Source organism: Actinoplanes missouriensis 431, assembly GCF_000284295.1.
Classification (GTDB): domain Bacteria; phylum Actinomycetota; class Actinomycetes; order Mycobacteriales; family Micromonosporaceae; genus Actinoplanes; species Actinoplanes missouriensis.
Map to the genome: position 1 here is coordinate 442,598 of NC_017093.1, position 26,365 is coordinate 468,962.

Consider the following 26,365-nt stretch of genomic DNA (forward strand, 5'->3'; position numbering starts at 1 on the left):
ACGCGCAGAGAAACGCCAATGCGAGTTCATTTTCAGTTAAGGCGGGATTGGTCGCGACGACCCGTCGACTGCGGGATTGTAGGACTCCTCTAACCACCCCCCATTGGAGTTAACCAGTGAGTGAGCTGCAGAGACTACGCGACGCGTTCCGTACCGCGCTCGATCTTCCGGCGGACGCGCCCGTGGACGACCTGCGCTACCAGGACAACGAGAAGTGGGATTCGCTGGCCCACATGTCGTTGGTCGCGGCGATCGAAGATGAATTCTCGGTAATGATCGACACTGATGATGTCATCGGAATGTCCAGTTTCGCCGAGGCCGTGCGAATCCTTGGTAAATACGGGGTGGACGTCAAGTGAGTGTCGCCCTGGTTACCGGGGCGTCGCGCGGCATCGGGCGGGCCACCGCGCATCGCCTCGCCGAGCAGGGGTACGACCTGGTCCTGCACGGGCACGGCGAAGCCGGCGTGACCGAGGCGGCCGAGTCGCTGGCCGCCAAGTTCGGCGTCACCGCGGTTGCCGCCGCCGGTGACATCGCCGACCCGCAGACCAGCAAGGCCCTGGTGCGGCTCGCGTTCGAGACGTTCAAGCGGCTCGACGCGCTCGTGATCAACGCGGGCACGCACGCGGCCGGCATGCTCGGGATGACCGCCGACGCCACGATCGAGCGGCTCTTCGCGGTGAACGCGGCGGGTGCGGCGTACACGCTGCAGAACGCGGTCCGGCTGCTGACCCGGTCGCCGGGCGCGTCGGTCGTGCTCACCGCGTCGATCACCGGGACGCACGGCGTCGCCGGTCAGGCCGTCTACGCCGCGTCCAAGGCCGCCGTGGCCGGGCTCGCCAAGTCGGCCGCCAAGGAGCTCGGCCCGCGCGGTGTGCGGGTCAACGCGGTCGCGCCCGGCTTCATCGCCACCGACATGCTGGACACCCTCGATGACGCCGGTCGCGCCGAGCGGATCGCCGGGACGGCCCTGGGCCGGCTCGGCGCCGCCGAGGACGTCGCCGACGTGATCGCCTTCCTCCTCTCCGACCAGGCCCGCTTCGTCACCGGACAGGTGATCGGAGTGGACGGGGGACTGACGCTGTGAACCTGTTGCACCCGGACGCCCGCGTCGTCGACGCGGCCACCGGCGACGTCCTCACGCGCGAGCTCGTCGACGGTTTCCGCGACGAGTTCGCCGGGGAGCGGCTGGCCTTCCTGCCGATGCCGACGACCGTCCCGGCCATCGCGAGATATCTGGCGGCGCTGCAGACGCGCACGCCCGTCGTGCTGCTCGACCCGGACGCCGACCACACCGAGCTGATCCAGCGGTACATGACCGACGAGGTGCACCCGGACCTGGCGCTGCTGCTCACCACGAGCGGCTCCACCGGCAACCCGAAACTGGTCCGGCTGTCCCGCTCGGCGGTGCTCGCCAACGCCGAGCAGGTGGCCGAGTCACTCGGCGTCACCGGCGACGACGTGGCGATCACGACGCTGCCGCTCTTCTACTCGTACGGGCTGTCGGTGCTCCACTCGCACCTGCTGCGCGGCGCCACGGTGGTGCTGGAGCGCACCGGGATCATGCAGCGCGATTTCTGGTCTGCGCTGGACGAGCACCGGGTCACGTCGATGGCGATGGTCCCGTACCAGTACGAGATGCTGCGCCGGCTGCGCTTCGATCCGGCGAAGCACCCGTCCCTGCGTACCCTCACGCAGGCCGGCGGCAGGCTCCGGGCCGAGCTGATCTCCGAGTTCGCCGCGAAGATGGACGCCGCGGGCGGCCGGTTCTTCGTGATGTACGGGCAGACCGAGGCCGCGCCCCGGATGGCGACCCTGCCGCCGGACCGGATCGCCGACAAGCTGGGCTCGGTCGGCCTCCCGATGCCCGGCGCCACCTTCACGATCGAGGACGACGAGGTCGTCTACCGCGGTCCCAACGTCATGATGGGGTACGCGGAGAGCGGCGCCGACCTGGCCCGCGGCGACGAGCTGGGCGGCGTGCTGCGCACCGGTGACCTGGGCCGGCTCGACGAGGAGGGCTTCCTCTTCATCACCGGCCGGCTCAAGCGGATGGGCAAGGTCTTCGGCGTCCGGATCAACCTGGACGACGTCGAGCGCGAGTTCCCGGTGTCCGCGGTGGCCGGCGACGACAAGCTGCACGTCTTCGCCGAGGGCATCACGGCGGACGACGCCCGCGCGCTGCGCACCAAGATCTCGGAATGGCTCGGCACCCACTTCACCGGGGTGGACGTGCGCCCGATCGAGGCGCTGCCCCTGCTGCCGAACGGCAAGACCGACTATCGGGCGCTGGAGGCGTCGCTGTGAGTGTCTTCACCCTGTCGCAGTCCGAGAAGGAATCCGTCCTGCTCAAGGAGCTCTCCGCTCTGACCGAGCATCACCGGGAGCGGTGCGAACCCTACGCTCGGATCCTTGACGCATCCGGCTTCGTGGCGGCCTCCGCGGTGTCGGAGCTGCCCTATCTGCCGGTCCGGCTCTTCAAGAACCTGGAGCTCAAGAGCATCCCGGACGACGAGGTGTTCAAGGTCCTGACGTCCAGCGGCACGACCGGCGAGGTCAGCCGGATCTACCTGGACAAGGCCGCCGCCGCCGAACAGCAGCGACGCCTGGCCGCCACGGTGCAGACCGTGCTCGGCCCGAAGCGTCTCCCGATGCTGCTCGTCGACACCAAGGCGATGCTCAAGGACCGCCGCTCGTTCAGCGCCCGTGGCGCCGGCGTGCTCGGCATGTCGACCTTCGGCCGGGACCACGTCTGGGCCCTCGACAACGACGGCGCCGTCGACCTCGACGCGATCCGTGGATTCCTGGAGAAGCACGGCGGCCAGCCGTTCCTGATCTTCGGCTTCACGTACCTGGTCTGGCTGCACCTGTACGAGGTGGCCCGGGACAACGGGCTCGACCTCGGCAACGGCATCCTGATCCACTCCGGCGGCTGGAAGAAGCTGATCGACCAGGCGGTCTCGCCGTCCGCTTTCCGGGAGGCGCTCGCCGGCGTCGGGCTGACCGACGTGCACAACTACTACGGCATGGTCGAGCAGATCGGCACGATCTTCCTGGAAGGGCCGTCGGGCGGCTCGCTGTACTGCCCGGACTTCGCGGACGTGGTGGTCCGCGACCCGGAGACCTGGGCGGAGCTTCCACCCGGGAAACCGGGCCTGCTGGAAGTGGTGAGCACGCTGCCGACCTCGTACCCCGGGCATGTGCTTCTGACCGAGGACCTCGGCGTGGTGCACGGGATCGACGACGGGGACTGGCCCGGAAAACGGTTCTCGGTTCTCGGCCGGCTGCCCCGCGCCGAGGCCCGGGGCTGCTCGGACACGTATCGGAGCGCGGCATGAGCGTCACCTTCAGATTCGGCACGCCGGGCGACCTGACCGCGCCCTCCGCGGACCGTCTCACCGTCGGCGACCCGCGGATCGTCGACTTCCTCGCGAAGCTGGCCCGCAAGCTGCTGGCGCCGGCCGTGGCCCGCAAGCACCCGGAGCTCGGCTCGCTCGGTTACTTCCTGCGCCCGGCCGAGCTGCACCGGGCCGTCGAGAAGATGCGGCGGGACGACGCGCTGATCTTCCCCCGGGGCAACGTCTTCCACCTGCCACCGGCCAACGTGGACACCATCTTCGTCTACTCCTGGGCGCTCTCCGCCCTGGCCGGCAACCACAACGTGGTGCGGATCTCGTCGCGGTCGGCAGGCGCGGCGGAGACGATCCTGGACGCTCTCGGCGAGGTCGCGGCGGACGCCGACCCGATCGTCGCGCGGACCCAGCGGATGGTCACCTACGGTCACGACGACGCGATCACCGGCGCGCTGAGCACGTGGTGCGACCTGCGGGTGATCTGGGGCGGCGACAACGCCGTGGACACGATCCGCAAGCTTCCGCTGCGGCCGTCCGCGCGGGACCTGACGTTCCCGGACCGTACGTCGTGGGCCGTGCTCTCGACGGCCGGTTGGCGCGCCGCCGACCCGGCTGCCCGGCGCGCGGCGGTGGTCGGCTTCGCCAACGACGCCTACTGGTTCGACCAGGCCGCCTGCTCGTCGCCGCGGACCGTCTTCCTGGTCGGCGGGGACGGTGACGAGGTTCGCGCCGAGTTCCTCACGCTGCTGCTCGAGGTGGTCGACGCCCGTGGCTGGGTCGTCGATCCGGCCATGGCGGTGGAGAAGCGGGTGAACGCGTACGGGCTGGCCGCGATCGGGGCCGCCGGGGCGCTGGACTTTCCGGACAACCGGATCACCGCGCTGACCCTGACCGGTACCGAGGCCGCGCCCCGCTACTGGATCGGCGCCGGGGCGTTCCCGTTCGCCGAGGCCGGCTCGCTGCTCGACCTGGTGCCGGCGATGAACCGGCAGGACCAGACCGTGAGCCACTTCGGGTTCACCCCGGCCGAGCTGCAGGCGTTCGCCACCGAGCTGGGCGGCCGGGGCGTGGACCGGATCGTGCCGTTCGGATCGGCGCTGACCTTCGGCGCGATCTGGGACGGGTACGACCTGCCGGCCGAGTTCACCCGGCTGACGGTGCTGCAGCCCTGATGACGACTCTTCTCGAAGCGGCGCCGGTGACTGCCCCGGCGCCGCACCGGGACCGGCGCCTCTGGGCGGTCGTCCCCTGGCTGCTTCCGGCGATCTCCGCGTTCTGGGTGCTGCATTACTACGCCACCCCGGACCGGGCGATCGCGATCTACGCGGTCTATCTGCTGCTCGCCGTCGTGGCGCCGGGCACGCTCGTCTTCCGGGCGGCGTTCGGCAGCCGGGGCAACCTCCCCGAGGATCTCGGGCTCGGGGCGGCCACCGGCCTGCTGGTGCTGCTCGCCGGCTGGGCGATCGCCGCCGCGACCGGGCTGCAAGCCCTGCTGATCGGCTGGCCGGCGCTGGTCATGGCGCTCTTCGCCGCGGTGCCGCGACTGCGCCGGCACTGGCGGACCGGTCCGGGCGAGCCGCTGCCGCTCGGCTGGTCGGCCGGGATGGCCGTGGTGGTGTTCCTGGTGACCGTCTGGGGCGCGACGGTCTTCCGTACCGTTCCGCTGCCGCCGTACACCGTCGAGCTGTACCCGGACCTCTACTACCACCTCGCGCTCGTGCACGAGATGACCCGCTCGATGCCGTTCCAGGTGCCGCAGCTGGCCGGCGAGACGCTGAAGTATCACTACCTGTCGGACGCCGACATCGCCACCGGCAGCATGATCACCGGAATCGAGCCGCAGCTGGTGTTCCTGCGGCTCTGGCTGATGCCGGTCGCGGCGATCGCGGTGCTGGTCTTCGCGGCGCTGGCCCGCAGCGTCAGCGGTCGCTGGTGGGTGGCGCCGATCGCGGCCACGATCGGGTTCGTCGGCCAGTCGATCACCGTCGGCAACGTCGCCAGCCCGCCCGGCATCGGACTCCCGATCACGCTGCTCAGCCCGTCGCAGACGTACGCGATGCCGTTGATCGGCCTGTTCGTCCTGGTCGCCGTGGACGTGCTGCGTGGCCGCCCGCTGCGCTGGGCCGGCTGGACGATGTTGCCGCTGCTGGCGCTGGCCTGCGCCGGCAGCAAGTCGAGCGTGCTGCCGCCGCTCGCGGCCGGTCTGCTGCTCGCCGGCGCGGTCACCCTGCTGATCACCCGGAAGGTCCCGTGGACCACCGTCGCGCTGCTCGGCGTGGTCGGCGCCGGCATGCTGGCCGGGCTGAAGCTCTTCGCCGGTGGCGGCGCGGGCACGCTGGAACCGCAGTTCCTGGCGACGATGCGGTGGTTCCTGCCCTACCAGGAGATCATCGGCATCCCCAACGACGTGCAGTGGGGCGGGCTGGTCCCGGACGGCCTGGAGACGGCGAGCACCGCGGCGCGCTGGTTCGTGGCCTGGGCGGTCATCTGGTGGTTGATCGTCCAGTCGCCGCGGCTGGTCGGGCTGGTGCTGCCACCCCGCAAGCTCCGGGACGACCCGGTGCCGTGGCTGCTCGGTGGCATCGTCATCGCCGGGGTGCTGGGCATGTGGCTGCTCTGGCACCCGTCGGCGAGCCAGATCTACTTCTTCAACGCGGTGCTGCCGTTCGGCGGGGTGCTGACCGCCTGGGCCCTCGCCGACCGGGTGCGCGCCTGGTGGGTCCCGGTGGCCGGTGCGGTCGCCGGCGGGCTCTGGGAGATCTTCGCGCCCGAGATGACCCTTCCGGCCGAGAAGACCGCCGGCGCGTGGGCGTGGGCGATGGCCGTGCCGCTGCTGCGCACCGCGGCTCTGGTCGCGGTGGTCGCGCTGGTCGCGGTGCTGATCTGGCGCGGACGCGCGGCCCGGGCGCTGCCCGTCGCGCTGATCGCCGCGATCGCCGCCGCGGGCACGGTGGGCGCGGTGTCCCGTACCGTCGAGGGCCTCGGCGAACCCCCCGCGGTCAAGGCCCGGGCCAACGTGGCGGTCACCGCGGCCGAGATGAAGGCCGCGCTCTGGCTCTACCGCAACGCCGGCGCGGACGATCTGGTCGCGACGAATGTGCACTGCATGCCGATGAAGACCAAACAGTGCAACGCCCGGGCGTTCTGGGTGGCCGGGCTGGGCGGGCACCGGACTCTCGTGGAGAGCTGGGCCTATACGGACCGGACGGTTGCCGCCAACGGGGTCAACGACCTGAAATACTTCTTCCAGCCGGCGCCCGACCCCGAGGTGTACGCCCTGAACCAGCGCGTCTTCGAAAAGGGTGACCCGGCGGACGTGGCTCGTCTGCGCGAGGAGTTCGGCGTGCGCTGGCTCTTCGCCGACACCGCCGCCGGCAAGGTCTCCGGACCGAAGCTGAAAGCCGTCGCCGAGGTCGCTCACCGAAGCGGAACGGTGACCATCTACCGGCTTTACTGAGGTTATCCCTACCGTCGATCGGGCGGTCCGCAGGATCGGAAGGGGTGGCGCCGATGCCTAGTGTCGATGGCATGACAACGACCTACGCCGGCGCCACCGCCGCACCCGCTCCTGCTCGGCGGTTCCTGCGCCAGCTGGGTGTCGATACGCAGTACGTTCTCCTGGGCTTCCCGATCGGCCTGATCACGCTGGTTCTCTGCATGACCGGGTTCGCGCTCGGGATCGGCACCGTGGTGATCTGGATCGGGGTGCCGATCATGGTTGCCACGCTGTTCATGTCACGGGGCTTCGCCGTCGTCGAGCGGGCCCGGATCGCCCCGGTCCTGGGCCGCGAGGTGACGCACCCGGTCTACCGCACGGCCCGGACCAGCGGGTTCTGGCGCCGGTCGATGGCGCCCCTGGGCGACGGCCAGGCCTGGCTCGACATGGTGCACGGGATCTTCCGGTTCATCCCCAGCACGATCGGTTTCAGCTTCGTCATCACCTGGTGGGCCTGCGCGATCGGCGGCCTCACCTACCCACTCTGGGACTGGACGCTGCCGCACCCGGAGAGCAACAACGAGCTGCCGGAACTCCTCGGCTTCGACGACAACGCGTTCACCCGGATCCTGTTCTACGTCGTGATCGGGCTGATCTTCTCGGCGACGCTCTACCCGGTCGTGCGGATGGCCGCCCTGCTCGAAGCCGCCTTCGGATACAGCCTGCTGAACGGCGTCGACCGGCTCCGGCGGGAAGTGGCGCAGGCGAACGCGGCCCGGGACGTGGCACAGGAGCAGCGGGCCGCAGCGGTCTCCGCCGAGGCGGTGGCGCTGCGCAAGCTGGAACGTGACATCCACGACGGCCCGCAGCAGCGGCTGGTCCGCCTCGCCATGGACCTGGGCCGCGCCGAGCAGCAGTTCACCACCGACCCGGACGCCGCCCGGGCCACCGTCGCCGAGGCGCTCAGCCAGACCCGGGAAACCCTCGACGAGCTGCGCGCCCTCTCCCGCGGCATCGCCCCGCCGATCCTGGTCGACCGGGGACTGCGGGCGGCACTGACCGCGCTGGCCGGCCGCTGCACGATCCCGGTCGACCTGGACGCGCCGCCGCTCGACCGGCTCGACCCGTCGATCGAGTCCACCGCGTACTTCGTGGTCGCCGAGGCGCTCACCAACGTCGCGAAGCACAGTCACGCCACCGAGGTCCAGGTGAGCGTGCAGCGTAACGACACCGGCCTGCTGGTGACCGTCGCCGACGACGGAGTGGGCGGTGCCAGCCTCGCCAAGGGCCACGGGCTCGCCGGTCTCGACGACCGGGTGCGGGCGGCCGGCGGGGTGCTCGCCGTGGTGAGCGCCGACGGGGAGGGAACGCGGCTCACCGCGGCATTGCCGATCTGACACGATGGCGGCATGCGGGTAGTGATCGCCGATGACGCGGTGCTTCTGAGAGAAGGCCTGGTCCGGCTCGTCGAGGAGAACGGCCACACCGTGGTGGCGGCCGTCGGTGACGGGCCGTCCCTGGTGGCGGCGGTCAAGCAACACCGTCCGGACGTCTCGATCGTGGACGTCCGGATGCCGCCGTCACACACCGACGAGGGGCTGCGGGCGGCGGTGGAGGCCCGTACGGCGATTCCCGGCAGCCCGGTGCTGGTGCTCTCCCAATACGTCGAGGTCTCGTACGCCGACGACCTGCTGGCCGACCGCCGCGGAGCCGTCGGCTATCTGCTCAAGGACCGGGTGGCGTTCGTCGCCGACTTCCTGGACGCGCTGAACCGGGTCGCCGAGGGCGGCACCGTGCTCGACCCCGAGGTGGTCGGCCAGCTGCTGGTCCGCCGGCGCCGCGACGATCCGCTGCGCAGCCTCACCCCGCGCGAGCGTGAGGTGCTCAGCTCGATGGCCGAGGGCCTGTCGAACACCGCGATCGCCCGGAAGATGGTCGTCACCGACGGAGCGGTGGAGAAGCACGTCCGCAACATCTTCACGAAGCTCGGCCTGCACCAGGACGAGGAGCAGCACCGGCGGGTGCTGGCGGTGCTGACCTACCTCCAGACGTAGGGCTAGCACTACCTCGGAACGGGGTGCACGCTGGATCGTCGGCCCACACCGCAATCAATAGCGTTTTCCCCATGGAGAACAGGGAAAACGTCAAAGGTTTCGCGGCTCGTGTCGCGATGTGGAGCGCCCGCCATCGCGCGCTCGCGATCATCGGATGGATCGCCTTCGTCGCCGCTACGGTGATGCTGAGTTCACTGGTCCCCACCGAGGAGGCCAACCACGCGCTGTCCGGCCACGGTGAGTCCGGCAAGGCCGACCGGATCGTCGAGGAGGCCGGCTTCCCGCCCCAGCCCTCCGGCGAGATGGTGCTGATCCAGAACCGGTCGGGCAGTGACCGGGTGACCGCTGCGGAGGAGGTCACCCGGGCGCTGTCGTCGGTCGCCGAGGTCGGCGAGGTGCAGGCGCCCATCCAGTCGGCCGACGGCCGGTCCACGCTCGTCACGTTTGACATCACCGGCGACCGGGAGACGGCGAGCGAGCGGGTCGGGCCGGCGCTCGACGCGGTGGCCGGGATCCAGGCCGCCCACCCGGAGCTCTACATCGCCGAGGCCGGCGACGCGAGCGGTGACAAGCTGATCGGCGACGAGCTGGAGGCCGGCCTGACCCGGCTGTCGATGCTCTCCATCCCGGTCACCCTCGGCATCCTGCTGGTTGCGTTCGGTGCCGTGGTGGCCGCGCTGCTCCCGGTCCTGCTGGCGATCATGTCGGTGGTCGCGGCGATCGGCCTGATGGCGGCGGCCAGCCGGTTCGCGCCGGTGGTCGACGAGACCACCCACGTGATGCTCTTGATCGGGCTCGCGGTCGGCGTCGACTACTGCCTCTTCTACATCCGCCGGGAACGCGACGAAAGGCGTAAGGGCGCCGACCCGCACCGGGCCCTGGCGATCGCGGCGCAGACCTCCGGACGCTCGATCTGGATCTCCGGCCTCACCGTGATCGTGGCGATGGCCGGCATGTTCTTCACCCAGGACGTCACGTTCGTCAGCTTCGCCACCGGCACCATCCTGGTGGTCGCGACCGCCGTGCTCGGATCGCTGACCGTGCTGCCCGCCCTGCTGTCGGCGCTCGGTGACCGGGTCGACGCGATCAAGATCCCTGGCCTCTACCGGCGTGACAGCAAGGGCCGCTTCTGGAACGGGCTGCTGAAGGTCGTACTCGCCAAGCCGTTGATCTCCGCGCTGGTCGCGGTGGCGGCGCTCGGCGTGATCGCGGCGCCGGCCCTGGAGATGAAGACCAAGGGCCAGCAGATCCAGGACGTGGCGCCGGACTCGCAGGTCGTGCAGGCTTTCCTGGCGATCGGGGAGGCGTTCCCGAGCAAGACCACGCCGGCTCGGGTCGTCGTGTCGGCCGACTCGGTGAAGACGCCGCAGTTCGAGGCGGCTCTAGAAGACTTCCGAGATGTCGCCCAGAAAACCGGCGGCAAGCTCGTCGAGCCGATCGACGTCGAGGTCAACCCGGCCGGCAACGTCGCCGTGGTCGCGGTCGGTCTCACCGGCAAGGAGGGGGACGCGGCCTCCCTCGCCGCGCTGAAACTGCTGCGTGACGACGTCGTGCCGGACACCTTCGGGCAGATCTCCGGCGCGACCACGCTGGTCACCGGCAACACCGCGGAGAGCGTCGACTACAACGAGCGCTACGACGAGAGCCTGCCGTACATCTTCGCCTTCGTCCTCGGGCTGGCGTTCATCCTGCTGCTCGTCTCGTTCCGCTCGGTCGTCGTCGCCCTCACCGGCGTGGTGCTCAACCTGATCTCGGTGGCGGCTGCCTACGGCATGCTGGTCTACGTCTTCCAGTACGGCCACTTCGAGAAGCAGCTCGACTTCGTCGCGGCCGGCGCGATCACCAACTGGATGCCGCTGTTCCTGTTCGTCATCCTGTTCGGCCTCTCGATGGACTACCACGTCTTCGTGGTCAGCCGGATCCGCGAGGGCCACGACCGCGGCCTGCCGATCCGTGAGGCGGTCCGCGAGGGCATCGGCACGACCGCCGGCGTCATCACCAGCGCGGCGGTGGTCATGGTGGCGGTCTTCGCCCTCTTCGCGACACTGCCCCTGCTCGCGACGAAGGAACTCGGCGTCGGCCTGGCCGCCGCGGTGCTACTGGACGCGACGCTGATCCGCGCGGTCCTGCTGCCGGCGGTGATGGCGCTGCTGGGCCGGGCGAACTGGTGGCTGCCGCGCGGCCTGCGCTGGCTGCCGGAAGTCGCCCACGAGCTGCCGGCGCCGTCGCAGCCGGCCGCCCGGGAGCCCGAGCTGACCCCCGTCGCCTGACGCTTCGCCGCCTCCTCGCCTCCTCGCCTCCCGCCCCCGCCTCCGCTCGCCACCGCCTCTTGTCCCGCCCCCGCCGCCCGTCGGTCGCCGCTTTCGCGGACCCTGGCGCGATCTTGGATGAAACTCCCCGTCGGGGTGGGGATGAGTGCTCAAGGTCGCTGGGGGCGGGGAGGGTGGGGGACGGTGGGTCAGGGCAGGGCGTGGGCCAGGGCTGTGCCGAGGTGGGCGGCGCCCAGGCCGGCCAGGACGCTGAGCAGGACGTAAGCGGCGGCGGCTGCCTGTTCGCCGCGGCGGGCCAGGGCGAGGGTTTCCCAGCTGAAGGTGGAGTACGTGGTCAGGGCGCCGCAGAAGCCGGTGCCGAGCAGTGCCACCAGGGCGGGTGAGAGCGGAAGGCCCAGGACCAGGCCGAGGATCAGGGAGCCGGTCACGTTGACGGTCAGCGTGCCCCACGGGTAGGCCGCGCCGAAGCGGGAGCGCAGGAAGCGGTCGGTGAGGTAGCGCAGCGGGGCTCCCACAGCGGCACCCAGCGCCACCAGCAAGGCGGTCACCGGCAACCGGCCCGGGCGGTACGCAGCGATCCCGCGGTGGCCGCACCGGCCCAGGCGGCGAGCAGGCAGCCGAGCAGGGTGGCGGCCAGGTAGGGCAGGCCTGCTGTCTCCACCTGCACGGTCGCGGTGGAGAAGGTGGTGTAACCGCCGAGCACGCCGGTGCCCAGGAGGAGACGGAGCATCCGGTGCTCGGTCCGGGTGTAGAGGACGCCGATGAGGAAGCAGCCGGTCACGTTGACCAGCCAGGTGGCCCACGGCGAACCGGACAGGACGGTGGAAACGGCCAGCCGCGCCAGGGCGCCGAGCGCGCCACCGGCCGAAACCGCGGCGATCGAGCGCCGGTCCAGGTCAAGGTCCATAGCTTCACCGACGGTAGCGCATCGGGTGCCGGCGGCCGGGGGGACGTGGCGGCGTCCGCCCCGGCCGGATCCGGGCGCTCAAGACCGGGAAGGCGGCACCGGCTGGGCGTTCTGACAGTCCACTGTAGGCGAGGATCTTGAAACGACCGTATCCGGCCCCGGCAAGTTTCCGGCGCGCAGTGCAGGGGTGCACCACGCCGGCCCGCCCGGCGCCGAGGCGGCCGCCGGGCGGACACGGGAGATCACCGCTCGCAGCCGACCAGGCTGTCCCGATCGATCCGGGCGGTGACGCACTTGTCGCCGGCAGGGGTGGCGTTGTCGCCACCGTCGAGCAGATTCGGCTCGTCCGTGGGACCGGTGGCACCCCGGACGACAAGGGTGTCGTCACCGGCCTCCCCGTACAGCTTCGCGCCGCCGGCGTACGCGGTCAGGGTGTCGTTGCCGCCCCGGCCGTGGAGGGTGGTGCTCAGGCCGCCGCCGGTGAAGACGTTGTCGGCCTCGTTGCCGATGAAGCTCACCGGTCCGGAACCGGTGCTGGCCTCGGCGCCCTCGAAGGAGCCGTCGATGATGTCGCCCTCGTTCAGCCCGGAGCCCGCCGCCGAGCCGTTGAGGTCGATCGAGATGGTCTCCCAGGCCTCCGGGTAGTACAGCATGTCGAAGCCGGTGCCGCCGCGCAGCGTGTCCTGCCCGTAGTAGGCCACGTCGTACACGCGGCCGTCCCCGGTCACCTTGTCGTTGCCGCTGCCGGCGTCGATCACGTCCTTGCCGTCCTCCCCCACGATGACGTCGTTGCCGCCGCGGGCGTTCACCACGTCGTCACCGGCGCCGGCGGAGATCTTCTCGGCGCGGTCGGTGCCGGTGATCCGGTCGCTGCCCCGGCCGCCGAGGAGAACCTCGAAGTCGGCGGCGAGGGTGTCGCGCTCGCCGGCGGCGCCGTCGTTGCCCGTGACGCCGTCCAGGGTGATGCTCACCCCGGTGGTCCGGGACGCGTAAGTGATGGTGTCCTCGCCGGTTCCGCCGCTGAGGTAGTCGGCGTCCGGCCCGGTGAACTGCCGGGCGACCACCCGGTCGACGCCGGCGCCGCCGTAGCTCCGGTCGCTGCCCGCGCCCGGGTCGAGGACGTCGTTGCCGGTGTCGCCGCTGAGGTAGTCGGTTCCGGTGTCCCCGGACAGGCCGTCGTTGCCGGCCCCGCCGTAGAGCTTGTCGTTGCCCGCGTGGCCGTTGAGGCTGTCGTTGCCGTCTCCGCCGTAAAGCCGGTCGTTGCCGGCGTTCCCGCTGAGGCTGTCGTTGCCGCCGAGGCCGTTCAAGTAGTCGTTGCCGAGGCCACCCAGCAGCCCGTCGACCGCCGAACCACCGGTCAGCTTGTCGTCGCCGGTGCCACCGTCGGCCGTCAGCCGGACGTTTGTGCGGTTGACGACGGTGTCGTTGCCCCAGCCGACCGCAATCCTGATGCCTGCCCAGCCGCGCGACGAGGAGCAGATCACCCTGGTGCGGTCGCCCTTGACGGCCTTGCAGCCCGTCCCGGCCTTGATCGCGACCCGGTCGTCGAGGACCAGCTTGCTGCCGGATCGGCTGATCGAGACGCTGTTCGTCTGGCTGGCGGCGGCGGTGTACGAGACGTGAGCGCCGGTCGAGTCGGTCACCACCCGGACGACGCCGCCGGTGGCGGCCTGGGCGGGCGCAGCGGTGAGACCGAGTGTGAGTGTCAGCGGGCCGAGCAGGGCCGCACCGGCCCCGGTCAGCCACTTGGAAGGTGACATCGTTTCTCCCCCCGTGGGCGTTGCTGTACCTCAGCACGCCGGGCGGACCGTAACAACCCGCCTTATCCACTGGCCGACATCGGCGTGACTCCACAGTGAACGGCGAAGCGCTTCGTGGGCTCTCCCGTCGCCGGGGGAGCCCACGGTCGCTCACGGCGTGAACAGGACGTCGTCCACCAGGTACTTGTCGCCGGTCGTGGCAGTGCCGTTGCTGGCGAAGCTGTAGCCGGAGAGCGCGGAGACTTTGTTGGTGTACGGCACGTTCGTCGCCACCGTCACCCCGTTGACCTGCAACGACGCCTTCGCTGTGTCGGCCGTGACCCGGATGGTCGACCAGGTGTTCTCGGTGACCGTTCCGGGACCGGCCAGCGTCACCCACTTGGTGCCGTCGTACCGGTTGATCCGCCCGTCCTGGGCGACTGCCAGGTGGTAGGCGTTGACCGTCTGCCCGGCGGCGTCCTTGCCCATCACGTCGAAGAGGAAGCCGAGCAGGCTGAGCGGCTTGAGCCGGAATTCCAGGCTCTTCGTCGCGCCCGCCGTCCCGGCCCAGTTCACCCGGGAGATCGCCTGCGCGTTGGTATCCACGATGACCAGTGCGGAGGCGCTGTCGTTGTCGGCCAGCTCAGGGGCGCGCTGCGTCTGCCAGCTCTGCACGATGTCGGTGAAGCCACGCGGGCGGTTGTTCACCGGGTCGTTCTCGAAAGAGTTGATCGAGGAGTAGAGCTCCAGCTCGTTCAGGAAGGAGCAGTTGTCGCCCAGGGCCGCATCGCACTTGTCCGACGCGTCCACCTCGACCTTGACGAACCGGGCGGTGGCGGAGAGCGGGAAGTACTCCATCGCCAGGTGGGTCCGGTTCGCTGCGGTCGCCACCGGGTTGCCCCAGTTGACACCGTCGGCCGAGAGGTAGACGCGGCCGGTGGACTGGCGGCCGTTGCGCAGGCTCAGGCCCACCTTGGTGAGCGGGTACGAACGGTCCAGGTTCAGCACGTACGTGCCGGCGCCGTTCGCGTTCACCGCGCTCGACCAGTACTCGGTGCTGCCGTCGAAGGCACCGTCGGCCCTGGCCCGCGGGTGTCCGGGTACGGAGGACGTCATGTCACCACCGACGGTGATCTTCCCCTTGCGGTACTTGGTGGCCAGGTCGATGCGGCCCACGTCCGGGGTGAGCACGTCGATCCAGCGCCGCCAGACCCGGGTCTGCTTGTCGATGGTGAACCGGTTCCCTGATGTCGTGGTGCACGCCCAGGTGACGTCGCAGTTGTCGCCGACCACGATGGCACGGTTCGCGGCGACGTAGTCCATGCCGCCGTAACCGGTGGAGCCGCGGTGCCGGTCACCATCGGTGGGACAGTTGCGGTAGGTCAGCTGGCCGACCCAGCCCGTGCCCTCGCCGTTGGTGGAGATGGCCACCCAGTTGTCCGGACGTCCGCCGCGCAGCACCAGCACGCCGTTCGGCATGAGTTTGAGGTCGGGTGCCACCCCTTCCAGCGCCTTTGTGGTGTCGTTCATCGGGTCGTAGCCGTACGGGAAGGACACGCTCAGGTCCTGCAGCGGCTTCCAGGTGGCGCCGTTGTCGGCTGAGGTCGTCCAGACCGGCGTGACGACGTCGTTCAGGGCGCCCGAGCTGTCCGCGGCGTGGTGCCGGATCACAGCGATCAGCTTGCCGTTCGGCAGCTGGGCGAGGCCTGTCTCGTTGTAGGAGTTCCCGGCGTCGTCCGGGGCAACGACGGCGCGCCGGACGAAGGTGCGCCCGCCATCGGTGCTCGCCTGCAACTGCACCCGGTAGCTGCCGCTGTCGGTGTACTTGCCGTAGACCGCCATCACGATGTCGCCGTTGGCCAGCTCCAGCGGAACGCTGGCGCTCCGGCCACCCTGCCAGTAGGAACCCATGTCGAAGAGGGCGTCCTCCGACGTCCAGGTCCGCCCCTCGTCGGTCGAGCGGTACGCGGTGAAGCGCACGTTCCGGCCGACGTTGTAGGGCGCGGCCTGCGTCTTGAAGGAGTACGCGAGCAGTGAGCCGTCCCGCAGCCGGATGGGGGCCGAGGGTGCCGCGCCGGCGCTCTCGTCAGCGTAGGTAGCGGCCGGGAAGGTCTCGCCGCCGTCCACCGACTCCACCTGGGCGACCTTTCCGTTGACGCTGGGTTCGTCGCGGGTCAGGCCGAACCGGGCATGCTGCCGGCGTACCGGCGTTCCGTCCCCGTTCACCGTGTCCAACCCGAGCACGCTCGGGAACGCCGCCTGCACCGGCGTGCTGCCGGCCGCGTCGTCGCCGGGCGGGTCCCACACGGTGCCGAACTCGCTGGCGCCGCCGACGTTGAGGGCGTATCCGGTGGGGGACTGCCCGTCGGAGCCCGCGGGCGTGCCGTTGACTGCGGTGGCGCAGGTCGGATCCTTCGTGGGTGCCGCGGTGGCCGGCGCAGCCGGTACGGCGCCGAACCCGGCCACCGCGATCGTCACCGTCGCGGCGGCCAGGGCCGATCGGGTCTTTCGCTGCATTGGTACTCCTCCCCGTGTGTTGCGTGACCGGGACGTTAGGTGACATCGATGGACGGCAAGTTAATGGTTGACGATATTTAAGGGTGACGGTCTTTTGGTTCGGTGTCGTACGTTAAACGGCCGTCCCGCGCCGTCAGGAGCGTGAACAGGTAAGACGTTGGAACGCTGCCCTTCGACGCCGGCGGCCGCTCCGATCCGCAGTGGACCTCTGCCGAGCGAGGCGAGATGTATCGCTTCGCAAGCGCATTGATTTTCGTACGTACGTGTGTTGATGTTGCGGGACGTCGAATTCGCTGGTGTGAATGGAATATCAGCCGCAGCAGTCCTGTGCTGGGGCCGGTATTCCATGCGGGTCGGCGCGAGGTTCGTGTTGTCTTCACGGGGAGAATTCATGTTCCGCGCCCTTCGGCGTTCATTTCCGGGACGTCACTCGTCGGCTGCCCGCACCGTACGAATTCGAGATGTCCTGACCGCGGCTCTCGCCGGTCTGCTCGTCCTCCTTCTGGTGCCCCAGGCAGCCGCGGCGCGGTCGCACGGGAAGACCGGGGTCACGTCGGGGCCGTTGACGATGGCGCAGCTCGTGGCGATGGAGCGGCAGCGCGAGGCGGAGCGGGAGCAGCGGCTGCTCGCCGCCAGTCCGGCGGACGACTTCGAGCTGAACAAGATGCTCATCCAGGACCTCGCCGACTATGACGAGGACCCCGAGGTCCGCGCCGCCGCGGCAGCGGTGCTCCGCACCGACGACCCGGTGGAGTTCGCGGCGTTCCTGGACAACGCGCTGCCGGTCTACCGGGCGGCGGCCGACCGGCGCAAGAAGCGGGTCGCCGAGGCGAATCGCGCGATCGTGCAGCGGTGGGCCGAGGAGGGTGGCCCGATCGTCCGCCAGCGCGCGGCAGCGGCGCTGGCCTCCAACAGCGACACGAAGATCGCCGACTTCGTCAACATCGGCAAGGCCGCCGCGGAGGCCGCTGACCAGCAGGCGGAAGTGAACGCCGCGGATCAGGCCAAGCTGATCCAAGCTCGCGTCGAGCAGATCGTGGCCGCCGGCGGCTACGAGGTACGCAGCGCCGGTCAGATGGCTCTGGACAGCGAGGACCCGGCCACGATCGCCGAGTTCTACAACGCCGGTTACCAGGCCGCGATGGCGCGCGACACCGAGGCGCAGAACCAGATCAAGGCCGCGCTGGAGGCCCGGGCCAAGGCGGTCGCGGATGTGGTCGATCTGGCCGCACGAGCGACCCAGGCGGCGCAGGCCCGTAAGACGATCATCGAGTCGAGTGTCGCGGCGACCAAGTCGCTGACGGTCACGGCGAACTCGATGTTCTTGTCGAACAAGTACTCCAAGCAGGCCGACGCGACCTACGCCGCGGACATCCCGATCCGTAAGGCGGGCGGGCAGACCCACACCGCCGACATCAGCCGCCTGCGCGCCGACGCGTGTGCCGAACTCACGGTCACGACGCGGAATGCGGACCAGGTGGCCGCCCACGCGGGCGTGGCGGGAACCGCTGCCGAGACCCTCGTGCGGACCGGTCTGTCGAACGGTGTCGCCTGGGCAGAGGTGGTCACGGCGCAGAAGGACGCCGCGGAAGCGGCGAAGTTCGCGGCGCAGACGGCCTGTAGTGCCACGCAGGCCACCGAGGCGGCGGCCAAGACCCTGGACGCCGACCGCAACGCCACCGTGGAAGCCGGCAACGCGGTCAAGTACCGCCAGGCCGCCGAGCGCGAGCAGGCGGCGGCGGCGAAGCTGGCGGACCAGGCGGAGAAGCTTGCCCTGGCGGCAGAGCAGGCCGAGGCGGACGCCCGCAAGGAACGGCTTCGCGCGGAGCAGGAAGCCCGCGAGGCGTGGGCGAAGGCCGACGACGCCAAGGCTCATTACGAGCGCGCGGTCGCCCAGCGCAACATCGCGCGGGAGCAGATGTCGATCGCCGTCTCCCAGATGGCGGTCGCTCGCGAAGCGGCGAGCCGGGCGGTCGAGCAGGAGAAGATCGCAGCGAGCAAGGGCGAGAAGGCGCGGCAGGCGTCCGACGAGCTCAACGCCTCGGCCAAGCGGTTCCAGACGCTGATGGGCGAGTCGACCCAGGCCGTGAAACGTGCTCAGCAGGCCGTCAAGGACCTCGACGCCAAGGAGTACGAGCACGCGACGCTCGAGCAGGAGGCGATCGCCAAGAAGGGCACCGCCGAGGGCGAACGGGCGGCCGCGCAGGCGAAGATCATCGAGGCTCAACTGCCCGGCGCCCGGAACGCGGCGTCATCAGCGAAGGCCGCCGCTGCCACGGCATCGGCCGCGGCGTCAGCCGCGTCGGCGGCCGCGGATCGTGCGGCGGCGGCCGCAGCCGCCGCTCGGGCTGAGGCAGACGCTGCCGCCGCGGCGGCAGCGGGGGCGCGCCGTGACGCCGAGGCGGCGGGCGCCGCGGCGGGCCGGGCGATCGCCGACGCGCAGCGGGCCAATGAACTCGCACGCCAATCGGTGAATGTGGCCCGCGCGGCGGTCAACCATGCCACCAAGTCGAAGGCGAACGCGGAGCTGACCAAGACAGCCGCCGACGCGTCGACGTACGAGGCGGGTATCGCGCAGTTCCAGAGCCGGCTCGCCGGCCGTACCGCGATCAACGCCCAGGTCAGCGCGATGGCGATCGCCGACCCGGCGGCGTCCGCGATCGACCTCGCCAGCTGGTACAGCGACACGGACAACGACGCCGCGATGGCGTTGGACATCGCCAACGAGGCGATGCTGGTCGGCGCGGAGCGGAGTGCCGCTGCGCAGCAGCACGCGGCCGACGCCGAGGCGGCCGCGGCGCACGCCGCCACGCAGGCACAACTGGCGCAGGCCCAGGTCAAGCCGGCGTATGAAGCAGCGGCGAAGGCGGCCAAGGACGCCGAACGGGCCATCAAGGCGAGCAAGCGGGCCATCGACGCCGCGACGCGGGCGGTCAAGGAGGCCGAGGGCGCCGTCACCGCGGCCAAGGACGCGACCAAGGCGGCGCAGAAGGCCGCCGGTTACGCCCAGGGCGCGCAGCGTATGGCGATCGAGGCCGGGCACGACGCGGCGGTCGCCCGCCAGGCTGCCAACGCCGCTCGCGGCTACGCCAGCACGGCGAATGCCGCTGCGAGGAACGCCGACAAGATCGCCAAGCAGATCGCGGCGACCTCCAAGAGCGCCAACCTCGTGTCGGAGTCGATGAAGAAGTCGGCCGCTGACATGAACACGTTGGCGACCACGCTGCGCGGCTCGGTCAAGGAGATGGCTGACGCCGAGGCCAAGGCCGAGATGACGGCGTGGGTCAAGGAGTGGACCGACTGGCTCAACAAGACGGTCGACAGCTGGGACTGGCTGCCCAAGGACGCCCGCGAATACCTCAAGGGCCTCGGGCAGGGCGTCATCGACGACCTCGGCGGCCTGTGGATCATGGGCAACTGCGGCAAGGAGCTGGTCACCCTCGACCCGTCGACGGCCTGCGGCATGCTCGTCGAGGGCATCAAGGAGCTGTTCAAGAACCCGGGCTCGCTGATCCACCTGGACGAGTGGAAGAACGGCGAGTACGCCAAGTTCTTCGGCCTGGTCACCTACGACGTCGCGACGATCGTGATCCCGACCAAGATCAGCAAGGTCGCGAAGGGTGTCGACCTGCTGCAGGACGGCCTGACCAAGAGCATCGCCAAGATGCTCTCCGGCGACCTGCTGCACGGCATCAAGAAGTTCGGCATGCCGAACATCAGCAACGCGCTGAAGGAACTCGGTTCGGTCAACCTCAGCAAGCTGATCGATCTCGACATCGACATGCCGAAGCACTTCAAGTTCGACGCGCCCGAGGTCAAGGCGATCAAGGACGTCATCGACGTGGGCGGCTTCTCCGCCCTCGAGAAGGCTCTCCGGAGCCTTGACGAACTCGACATCGACCTGGACCTCGGCGACGTCCTCAACGGTCTCCTCGAGTCGTGCAAGAAGACCAACAGCTTCGCCCCGGACACGCGGGTGTTGCTGGCCGGCGGTGCCACCAAGAAGATCGCGGCCATCCGCATCGGCGATCGGGTGCTGGCCACCGACCCGCTCACCGGGAAGACAGCGGCCGAAGAGGTCACGGCGCTGCACCGGAAGGTGGACGAGGAGTTCGCCGACGTCACGGTCGAGGAACGGGACGGCAGCCGAGCGACCATCCGGACGACGGCGCAGCACCCGTTCTGGAACGCCACGGAACGCCGGTGGAACTACGCTGCGGACCTGCAGTCCGGTGATGCCCTCCTGGCGCAGCGCGGTGCCGCCACCGTGGTCGGCGTGCGCCTGCACTCGGGCGCGCGGTACATGCACAACCTGACCGTGTCGGACCTGCACACGTACTACGTGCTGGCCGACCGGACGCCGGTCCTGGTGCACAACTGCGAAAGCGATGTGCCGCGATACGGCGAGGCTGACCTGCGCAGTGCCTATCCTCCGCGAACCTCCGAGCGGTACGGCCTGGAGCGGTTGCTCGGTCCGGACAACCGCTTCCACTTCCCGGGCGATCGAGAGGGCACGTTCCGCGACGCGCAAGGTGCCTTGAAGGACATCAAGACCGGCCAGGCGGTCACCGACGACAACCTGCCGAACACCAAGACGATCGACTTCCGTGCGAAGCCGGACGCGACATCGGTGGAGCGCCTCGTTCCGCAGGACAAAGGCCTCCCCGAATCGGTGCAGGATGCCGCGGACGCCCGAAATGCCATCGACGCGCAGCGCAAGATCATGTGGGATACGAAGCTGGCGCCCATCGCGGCCAAGCTGAAGTTGCACAAGATCGATGTCGACGAGTCCAGCCTCAGTCCGGACAACATGCCGAAGCTGCTGCAGAATGCGGAGGCGCACCTCGACGCCAAGGAACTCGGTGACCTGGGCACGGTCGGCCGCCAGTACAACTTGCTGGCCACGACCCTTCGCCAGCGGAGTGAGGACCTCGGCACCGCGGGTGGCGCCTACGTCGCCCGCATGGAGTACTCGAGCGCCAAGACGGTCACCCAAGGCACTGGCCTCCGCGGAACCCCCGACAACCTCGACCGGATCCTGTTCGAGGACAACGGCCTCAACAGCAGAATCATCGTGATCGAGGAGAAGGGCGCCGGCAGCGGCCTGGGTTCCCGCATGGTCGACAACCCGGACCCGAACGGCCCGAAGAAGCTGCGAGCAGAGCAGATGAGCACCGAATACCTACGACACTTCCTGCAGAAGGACAACAAGCTCGGGCCCCTGCTCAGCGCAAACCCGACCTTGCGCAACAAGTTCCAGCAGGTCCTCAACGGCAAGAACCCGGACCAGATCGTCTACCTGCGCGCCACGACGTCACCAGCCGGCGTGGTGACGGTGACGCGGTACCTCATCGACGGTGAAAGACTCGGCTTGGGCTCGATCTCCGTTGCCGGAACCCCGTAGAGCAGGATTGCGGTAGCAGGACTCGACCGACATTCGGCAAGGAGATCACATGGCAAGCTGGCTGAAAGCCGACCCCGGAGCGGTCCGGTCCATGCTGGCCGGCATGAGGGACACGCAATGGTCTTGGCAGGAGACCGACGTCGACGATCTGTGCCGGCGGATGGGCTGGACCTTGCTGGATGTGGTCGCAGGCACCATAGCTGTCGCGGACGCCGGCTTGGGTGTGCCCGGACGTCAGGTCCGGTTCTTGATCCGTGACGGGTACGTCGACGACATCTGTGTCCGGATCACCGAGCTCGTCCAGGAAGACGGACGCGACAGAGACCGTTTCGTCGGCGACGCCTTCGCCGATGCCGCCGCCGAAGGTGTGGCGGCATTCGGCGAACCGACTGTTCGGAAGCACACGAAGCTGCCGACGGTACGTTGGCGACTGGACGACGCCTCCACGGTTCTGGTCGAGAACCTCGAGAACATCGTGACGGTCACGTGGGCGAGCAACAGGTTCCAGGACCAATGGGACGAGGTCACCGAGGCACTGGCGTGAATGCATCGTCGTGGGCGGAGCTGACCGAGCAGCTCGCCGACCGTCTTCCGCGGTTGGAGCTCGGCGACGTCGTCATCCTGGAGGCGCCCGGTAACCGATACACCGAACTCTTCCAGCTGACGGACGGGCTCGCGCTGGATGCGGTCTCCAACACCTTCCTGCCGCCGGAAGGTCAGCTCGCCGCCGAGCAGGAGGCCGCGATGCGGGCGAAGGGCTGGCAGCCACCGGACGAGCCGGACCAGCCCAACTGGTGGCTGCTGTTTCGGAAGTGGCCGCTGCACAGCCGTGACGCCACGAGGATCGCGGAGCTGATGGTGTCGACGTTGCACGATGTCTACGGCGTCACCGGCCCGTCCGAGGTCGAGGTGCGCGCTTTCAAGCAGTGAGGAATCCGCCCCGGACGGGAGCCCCCGGTCGGAAACTCGACCGGGGGCTCCCGTCTGTCACGATCGCAGCAACACCTTCCATACGCTCAGGGTCTGCCCCGAGGAACACGGGACAGACCCTGAGCCGAACGTGGAGCGCTGGTGGTACTGCCCGCCGCGCGGGTCTAGCAGTTGTTACCGATCAGGACGCCGTTGCGGCTGACACCGCCGAGCTTGACCTCGTAGCTGGCCAGCGTGGAGCCCGTGGCGCAGTTGTGGGTGTAGCGGCCGAGGTCGTCGGCGCCGCTGCCGTTGTAGTCGCCGGCGACGGGGATGTCCTTGCAACCGCCCCACTTCAGGCCGTTGAGCAGGTAGGCCCGGCCCTTCACGTTGTAGGCCCGCCAGACCGACCCGTTGGTGCAGTCCTGCTGGTGGAAGCCGAAGTCGTCGCTGTTGTCGCCGTTGAAGTCACCGACGACGGGGGTGTCGGTGCAGCCGCCGGCCCGCAGGCCGCTGAAGAGGGTGGCGTTGGTGCGGACGCTGTACCCGTACCAGGTGGAGCCGACGCCGCAGTCCCGACGGTAGAGGCCCAGGTCGTCGGAGCCGTCGCCGTTGAAGTCACCGGCGACGGGGATGTCGCTACAGCCGCCCCACTTGAAGTTCAGCTTGATGTTGGCCCGCTGCTTGACGCTGTAGGCGCTGAAGGTCGAGCCGGTCGAGCAGTTCTGGGTGTAGAGCCCGATGTCGTCGGAGCCGTCGCCGTTGAAGTCGCCCACCACCGGGAGGTCGCCACCGTCGCTACCGCTGATGGCGAACCCGCCGATGATCTGCTGGCCGGTCTTGAGGCTCTTGAGGTGCCACGTGCCGTTGCTCTTGCGGTAGAGGCCGAAGTCGTCCGAGCCGTCGCCGTCGAAGTCGCCGACCACCGGGACATCAGAGCCGTTTCCGCCGTAGACGTGCTTGGTGAGCAGCTGCTTGCCGTCGCGGACGTTCTTGATGGTCCACTGGCCGAGGCTCGTACGGTAGGCGCCGATCTCGGTGTGGCCGTCGCCGTTGAAGTCGCCCGCGAACGGGACGTCCGTCAGGCCCGCCTTCTTGTCGAGATCGCGTGCCACGTCCTGGCCCTTGAGGAGGAACTGCTGCAGAGCGAGCGTGGTGTTGGCGGTGAGCGCCTTGTCGGCGGCGGCGACCAGGTTCGGCGACAGGCCCTGAGCGCGGGCGGCGTCGCGGATCGCGGTGACGCGGGTGCGGTAGTCGGCGAGCTCCTTGGCCGCGGCGGCCTTCTCATCAGCGGTGTTGGCCGCGGCGCCGCCGGTGAAGATGAAGTCGTGCAGTGCCTGCGCCAGGGTGGCGTCGGAGGCGTTGAGCGCGGCCTGCGCGGCGAGCTTGACCTCGGTGCCCTTGGCGTTGTCCTTGATGTGCAGGACGTACTGCCGGTTGGGCGCGTCGATGAGTTCCTGGGTGACCGGGAGCAGCAGCAGCTGGAGCAAGGACCGCTTCGCGGCGGCCAGCGCCTCGGCGCGGAGCCGGGCGGCCTCTACCTCGTCTGCTTCCTTGAGCTTGCGGTCGAGGTCCTCCTTGGCGGCCTCGGCCGCGCCGGTGGTCAGGAACCGGGTCCACTCGGTCTGGGTGCTGCCCTCCGCCCATGCGGCCCGGGCCGCCGCCTTGACGGAGCTGCCCTCCTCCGCCTTCTCCCAGACCGCGACGATGAACCTGTAGTCGTCCTTCTCGATGAGCGCGGTGTCCGACGCGTCGAGTCCGACGGTGACCAGCACCGAGCGGCGCAGCGCCTGCGCCTGCTTGGTGGCGATCTCCACCTGGTTGTCGTCGTTCGCGGCGGCGAAGATGCCCGAGACGATGAAGTTGTACGCGGCGTCGGACTCTTCGGCGGCGTAGGCGCGCAGGGCCTCAGCCGACACGAAGCTGCCTTCCCTGGCCCGGCGCCAGATCTCGAAGACGAACTGCTGGTCGTTGAGCAGCAGCATCTCGCTGTCCGGGTTGATGGCCAGCGCTCCGGCGGCCTTGATCTTCTCAACGTCGTCGGCCAGGAAGGTGGGGTCGGCCGCGGCCGCGGCCGCGGCCGCGGCCGCGGCGGCGGCCACCACCGGTGCCTGGGGCGCGGCCACAGCGGCGGCCGGCACCAGCATCATCGTGGTAACGGTCAGTCCCGCGGTGAGAGTGGCGGCGAGGCGCACTCGCAGGCGATTGTTGGAATTGCTTACGGACACAGAAGAAGCTCCCCCGTGACGAAGCCGGCCAAGCCCTACAGGTGACAGATGAATCCGAGTTGAGGGCATGGTTAACGGCTGGTGACGCCTATTGCGCCAGCTCCGGACATTTACTGGACTCGATTACAAAGCGGGCTTGACCAGCTCCGAATCGAATACATGCACAATGAGGGTGATGCATGGACTGAACATTCGTCGATATGACATATGTCTCTCGGTCGTTGCGCCAGGTGCGGCGCTTCCCTCATAAATGCGGCGCCGATTCCCTTCCCCGTGATGATCCATTGCTGCTTCAATGTGCAACAGGCATCTATCCGGGTCGCTGGAGCGGCCCGATGTGCATGCCGTCATCTCATCCTGCGCCGACGGGATTCGAGCTCTACGGGGGACTTATGTATCGCGCTGGTCTACGCATGTCGGTCGTGTTGGTGCCGGTGCTGCTGTGCTCGCTGGCGGCCGGCCCAGCGGTCGCCGCGTCGGTGACCGCTTCCACGGCCACCTCGGTTGCCTCCACTCAGGAGGCCCAGTACCGGGTGATGGCGCGGCGGCTGAAAGACCTGGACCCGCGGTGGGAGGTGCGATCCGCAGCGCGGACGGCATACATCAGCGACAAGGTCGACGCGGCGACGAAGTTCTTCAGCACCGGGGGCGGGTACATGGAGGCCCGCAGTCGCGCGACGGCGAGCGCGACGCGCAACAATCTGCTGATCTCCCGGGCGATCGCGACCTCCAGCCCGACCGTCTCACCGATCGTCCACCTGACCGCGACCCGGGCGCAGTACGGAACTCTCGACGAGAAGGACCGCTACGTGCGGACCGGACTCCCCGAAGCCAAGAAGCTGGATGCCGCCAACTCGCCGGTGGAGCAGGCGAAGGTGCAGGCGCAGTTGGACCGCGACTACGTGACGAGCCTGGCCGCGCACGCCTCCGGCGCCTGGGTGCGGGCAGCAGCCCAACGAGCGGTCCAGCTCGGTACCGACAACGACATCGCCGAGTTCTTCAAATACGCTTGGGCCAGCGCCGCCGCTTGTGACCTTCAAGCGTTCCGGCTGGAGCTCGACGAGCAGGAAGCCACCTACCGCCACGAACTCGAGCGGCTTCTGGTGCTGGCACGGGACGCGCAGACCGCCTATGAGCAGGCTGCCGACGCGGCCAAGGTCAAAGCAGCCGAGGAGGCCCGGTTGGCATGGAACAACGCCGCCGACGTGGCAGCGTCCACGCAGGCGACCTGGGCAGCGAATCAGGAGCTCGCGGCCTCGCAGGCGCAGGCCTGGAAGGTGGTGTACGACTTCGCACTGAAAGCCACCACCGAACAGGACTGGGCGAGCATCGCCGAGCGAGCCACGGGCACCAGCACCTCGTGGACCGGTGAGGTGACCTGGGCCCAGGAGCAGGCGAAGGTGTGGACGGAGCTGGAGCGGACGATCCGGGCCAGTGCCACCGCCATCCCGGTGACCACCCCGGACGCTCAGGGCTGACGCCTATCGACGGCGAGCCGGCCCAGCTGCGGCTGGGCCGGCTCGCCGTCGGTTGCGTGGCTCGGAACGG

Annotated in this window: 18 protein-coding genes; 13 read left to right on the forward strand and 5 right to left on the reverse strand. The window is 69.5% G+C overall.

What is annotated here, in order from left to right:
• Positions 1-116 precede the first annotated feature (116 nt).
• The 9 genes from AMIS_RS02135 (at position 117) to AMIS_RS02175 (ending at position 11,113) form a co-directional block, all read left to right on the forward strand.
• On the forward strand, positions 117-359 hold the full coding sequence (locus AMIS_RS02135) for an acyl carrier protein (protein WP_014440542.1): 243 nt from the start codon (positions 117-119) through the stop codon (positions 357-359).
• Positions 356-1,087 carry an SDR family NAD(P)-dependent oxidoreductase gene (locus AMIS_RS02140; protein ID WP_014440543.1) on the forward strand — a complete coding sequence of 244 codons (732 nt, stop codon included), beginning with the start codon at positions 356-358 and terminating at the stop codon, positions 1,085-1,087. Before AMIS_RS02135 ends, AMIS_RS02140 begins: the two co-directional genes overlap by 4 nt.
• Positions 1,084-2,307 carry an AMP-binding protein gene (locus tag AMIS_RS02145; RefSeq protein WP_014440544.1) on the forward strand — a complete coding sequence of 408 codons (1,224 nt, stop codon included), beginning with the start codon at positions 1,084-1,086 and terminating at the stop codon, positions 2,305-2,307. Before AMIS_RS02140 ends, AMIS_RS02145 begins: the two co-directional genes overlap by 4 nt.
• Positions 2,304-3,338, forward strand: a complete 1,035-nt coding sequence (locus tag AMIS_RS02150; protein ID WP_014440545.1) for a LuxE/PaaK family acyltransferase — start codon at positions 2,304-2,306, stop codon at positions 3,336-3,338. The genes AMIS_RS02145 and AMIS_RS02150 overlap by 4 nt, the downstream gene beginning before the upstream one ends.
• On the forward strand, positions 3,335-4,525 hold the full coding sequence (locus AMIS_RS02155; protein ID WP_014440546.1) for an acyl-CoA reductase: 1,191 nt from the start codon (positions 3,335-3,337) through the stop codon (positions 4,523-4,525). Before AMIS_RS02150 ends, AMIS_RS02155 begins: the two co-directional genes overlap by 4 nt.
• Entirely contained in the window at positions 4,525-6,810 is a 2,286-nt protein-coding gene (locus AMIS_RS02160) for a hypothetical protein (protein ID WP_014440547.1), read from the forward strand. The genes AMIS_RS02155 and AMIS_RS02160 overlap by 1 nt, the downstream gene beginning before the upstream one ends.
• Before the next feature lie 71 nt (positions 6,811-6,881).
• A complete protein-coding gene (locus tag AMIS_RS02165) occupies positions 6,882-8,186 on the forward strand; it encodes a sensor histidine kinase (protein WP_041829515.1) in 1,305 nt (434 codons plus the stop codon).
• A 12-nt stretch (positions 8,187-8,198) separates the two neighbouring features.
• Positions 8,199-8,843 carry a response regulator gene (locus AMIS_RS02170; RefSeq protein ID WP_014440549.1) on the forward strand — a complete coding sequence of 215 codons (645 nt, stop codon included), beginning with the start codon at positions 8,199-8,201 and terminating at the stop codon, positions 8,841-8,843.
• A gap of 71 nt (positions 8,844-8,914) precedes the next feature.
• Positions 8,915-11,113, forward strand: coding sequence for an MMPL family transporter (locus AMIS_RS02175; protein ID WP_014440550.1), 2,199 nt, complete (start codon positions 8,915-8,917; stop codon positions 11,111-11,113).
• A gap of 188 nt (positions 11,114-11,301) precedes the next feature.
• Here the strand turns inward: AMIS_RS02175 and crcB are convergent, their stop codons facing one another.
• From crcB to AMIS_RS02195, 4 genes are all read right to left on the reverse strand, one after another.
• Positions 11,302-11,661, reverse strand: coding sequence for a fluoride efflux transporter CrcB (gene crcB, locus AMIS_RS02180; protein WP_014440551.1), 360 nt, complete (start codon positions 11,659-11,661; stop codon positions 11,302-11,304).
• Positions 11,658-12,020 (reverse strand): fluoride efflux transporter FluC, encoded by a 363-nt coding sequence (locus AMIS_RS02185; RefSeq protein WP_014440552.1) that lies wholly within the window; start codon positions 12,018-12,020, stop codon positions 11,658-11,660. The genes crcB and AMIS_RS02185 overlap by 4 nt, the downstream gene beginning before the upstream one ends.
• A 242-nt stretch (positions 12,021-12,262) precedes the next feature.
• Positions 12,263-13,780 carry a calcium-binding protein gene (locus AMIS_RS44545; protein WP_014440553.1) on the reverse strand — a complete coding sequence of 506 codons (1,518 nt, stop codon included), beginning with the start codon at positions 13,778-13,780 and terminating at the stop codon, positions 12,263-12,265.
• Between the two features lie 150 nt (positions 13,781-13,930).
• Positions 13,931-16,276 carry an exo-alpha-sialidase gene (locus AMIS_RS02195; RefSeq protein ID WP_014440554.1) on the reverse strand — a complete coding sequence of 782 codons (2,346 nt, stop codon included), beginning with the start codon at positions 16,274-16,276 and terminating at the stop codon, positions 13,931-13,933.
• A 271-nt stretch (positions 16,277-16,547) separates the two neighbouring features.
• On the opposite strand from AMIS_RS02195, the gene AMIS_RS02200 reads away from it, so the two are divergent.
• From AMIS_RS02200 to AMIS_RS02210, 3 genes are read left to right on the forward strand one after another with little or no spacing between them, the layout of a single operon-like run.
• The gene (locus AMIS_RS02200; protein ID WP_231859210.1) at positions 16,548-21,680 is read left to right on the forward strand and encodes a polymorphic toxin-type HINT domain-containing protein; all 5,133 of its coding nucleotides are present in this window, start codon (positions 16,548-16,550) and stop codon (positions 21,678-21,680) included.
• Between the two features lie 49 nt (positions 21,681-21,729).
• Entirely contained in the window at positions 21,730-22,224 is a 495-nt protein-coding gene (locus AMIS_RS02205; protein WP_014440556.1) for a DUF6301 family protein, read from the forward strand.
• Complete coding sequence (locus AMIS_RS02210; protein ID WP_014440557.1) at positions 22,221-22,610, forward strand: TY-Chap domain-containing protein; 390 nt, start codon at positions 22,221-22,223, stop codon at positions 22,608-22,610. The genes AMIS_RS02205 and AMIS_RS02210 overlap by 4 nt, the downstream gene beginning before the upstream one ends.
• A 164-nt stretch (positions 22,611-22,774) precedes the next feature.
• Here the strand turns inward: AMIS_RS02210 and AMIS_RS02215 are convergent, their stop codons facing one another.
• Entirely contained in the window at positions 22,775-24,817 is a 2,043-nt protein-coding gene (locus AMIS_RS02215; protein WP_157434713.1) for a VCBS repeat-containing protein, read from the reverse strand.
• 413 nt (positions 24,818-25,230) lie between these two features.
• Between AMIS_RS02215 and AMIS_RS02220 the strand changes: the two genes are divergently transcribed.
• Positions 25,231-26,295, forward strand: a complete 1,065-nt coding sequence (locus tag AMIS_RS02220; RefSeq protein ID WP_231859211.1) for an ALF repeat-containing protein — start codon at positions 25,231-25,233, stop codon at positions 26,293-26,295.
• Positions 26,296-26,365 lie beyond the last annotated feature (70 nt).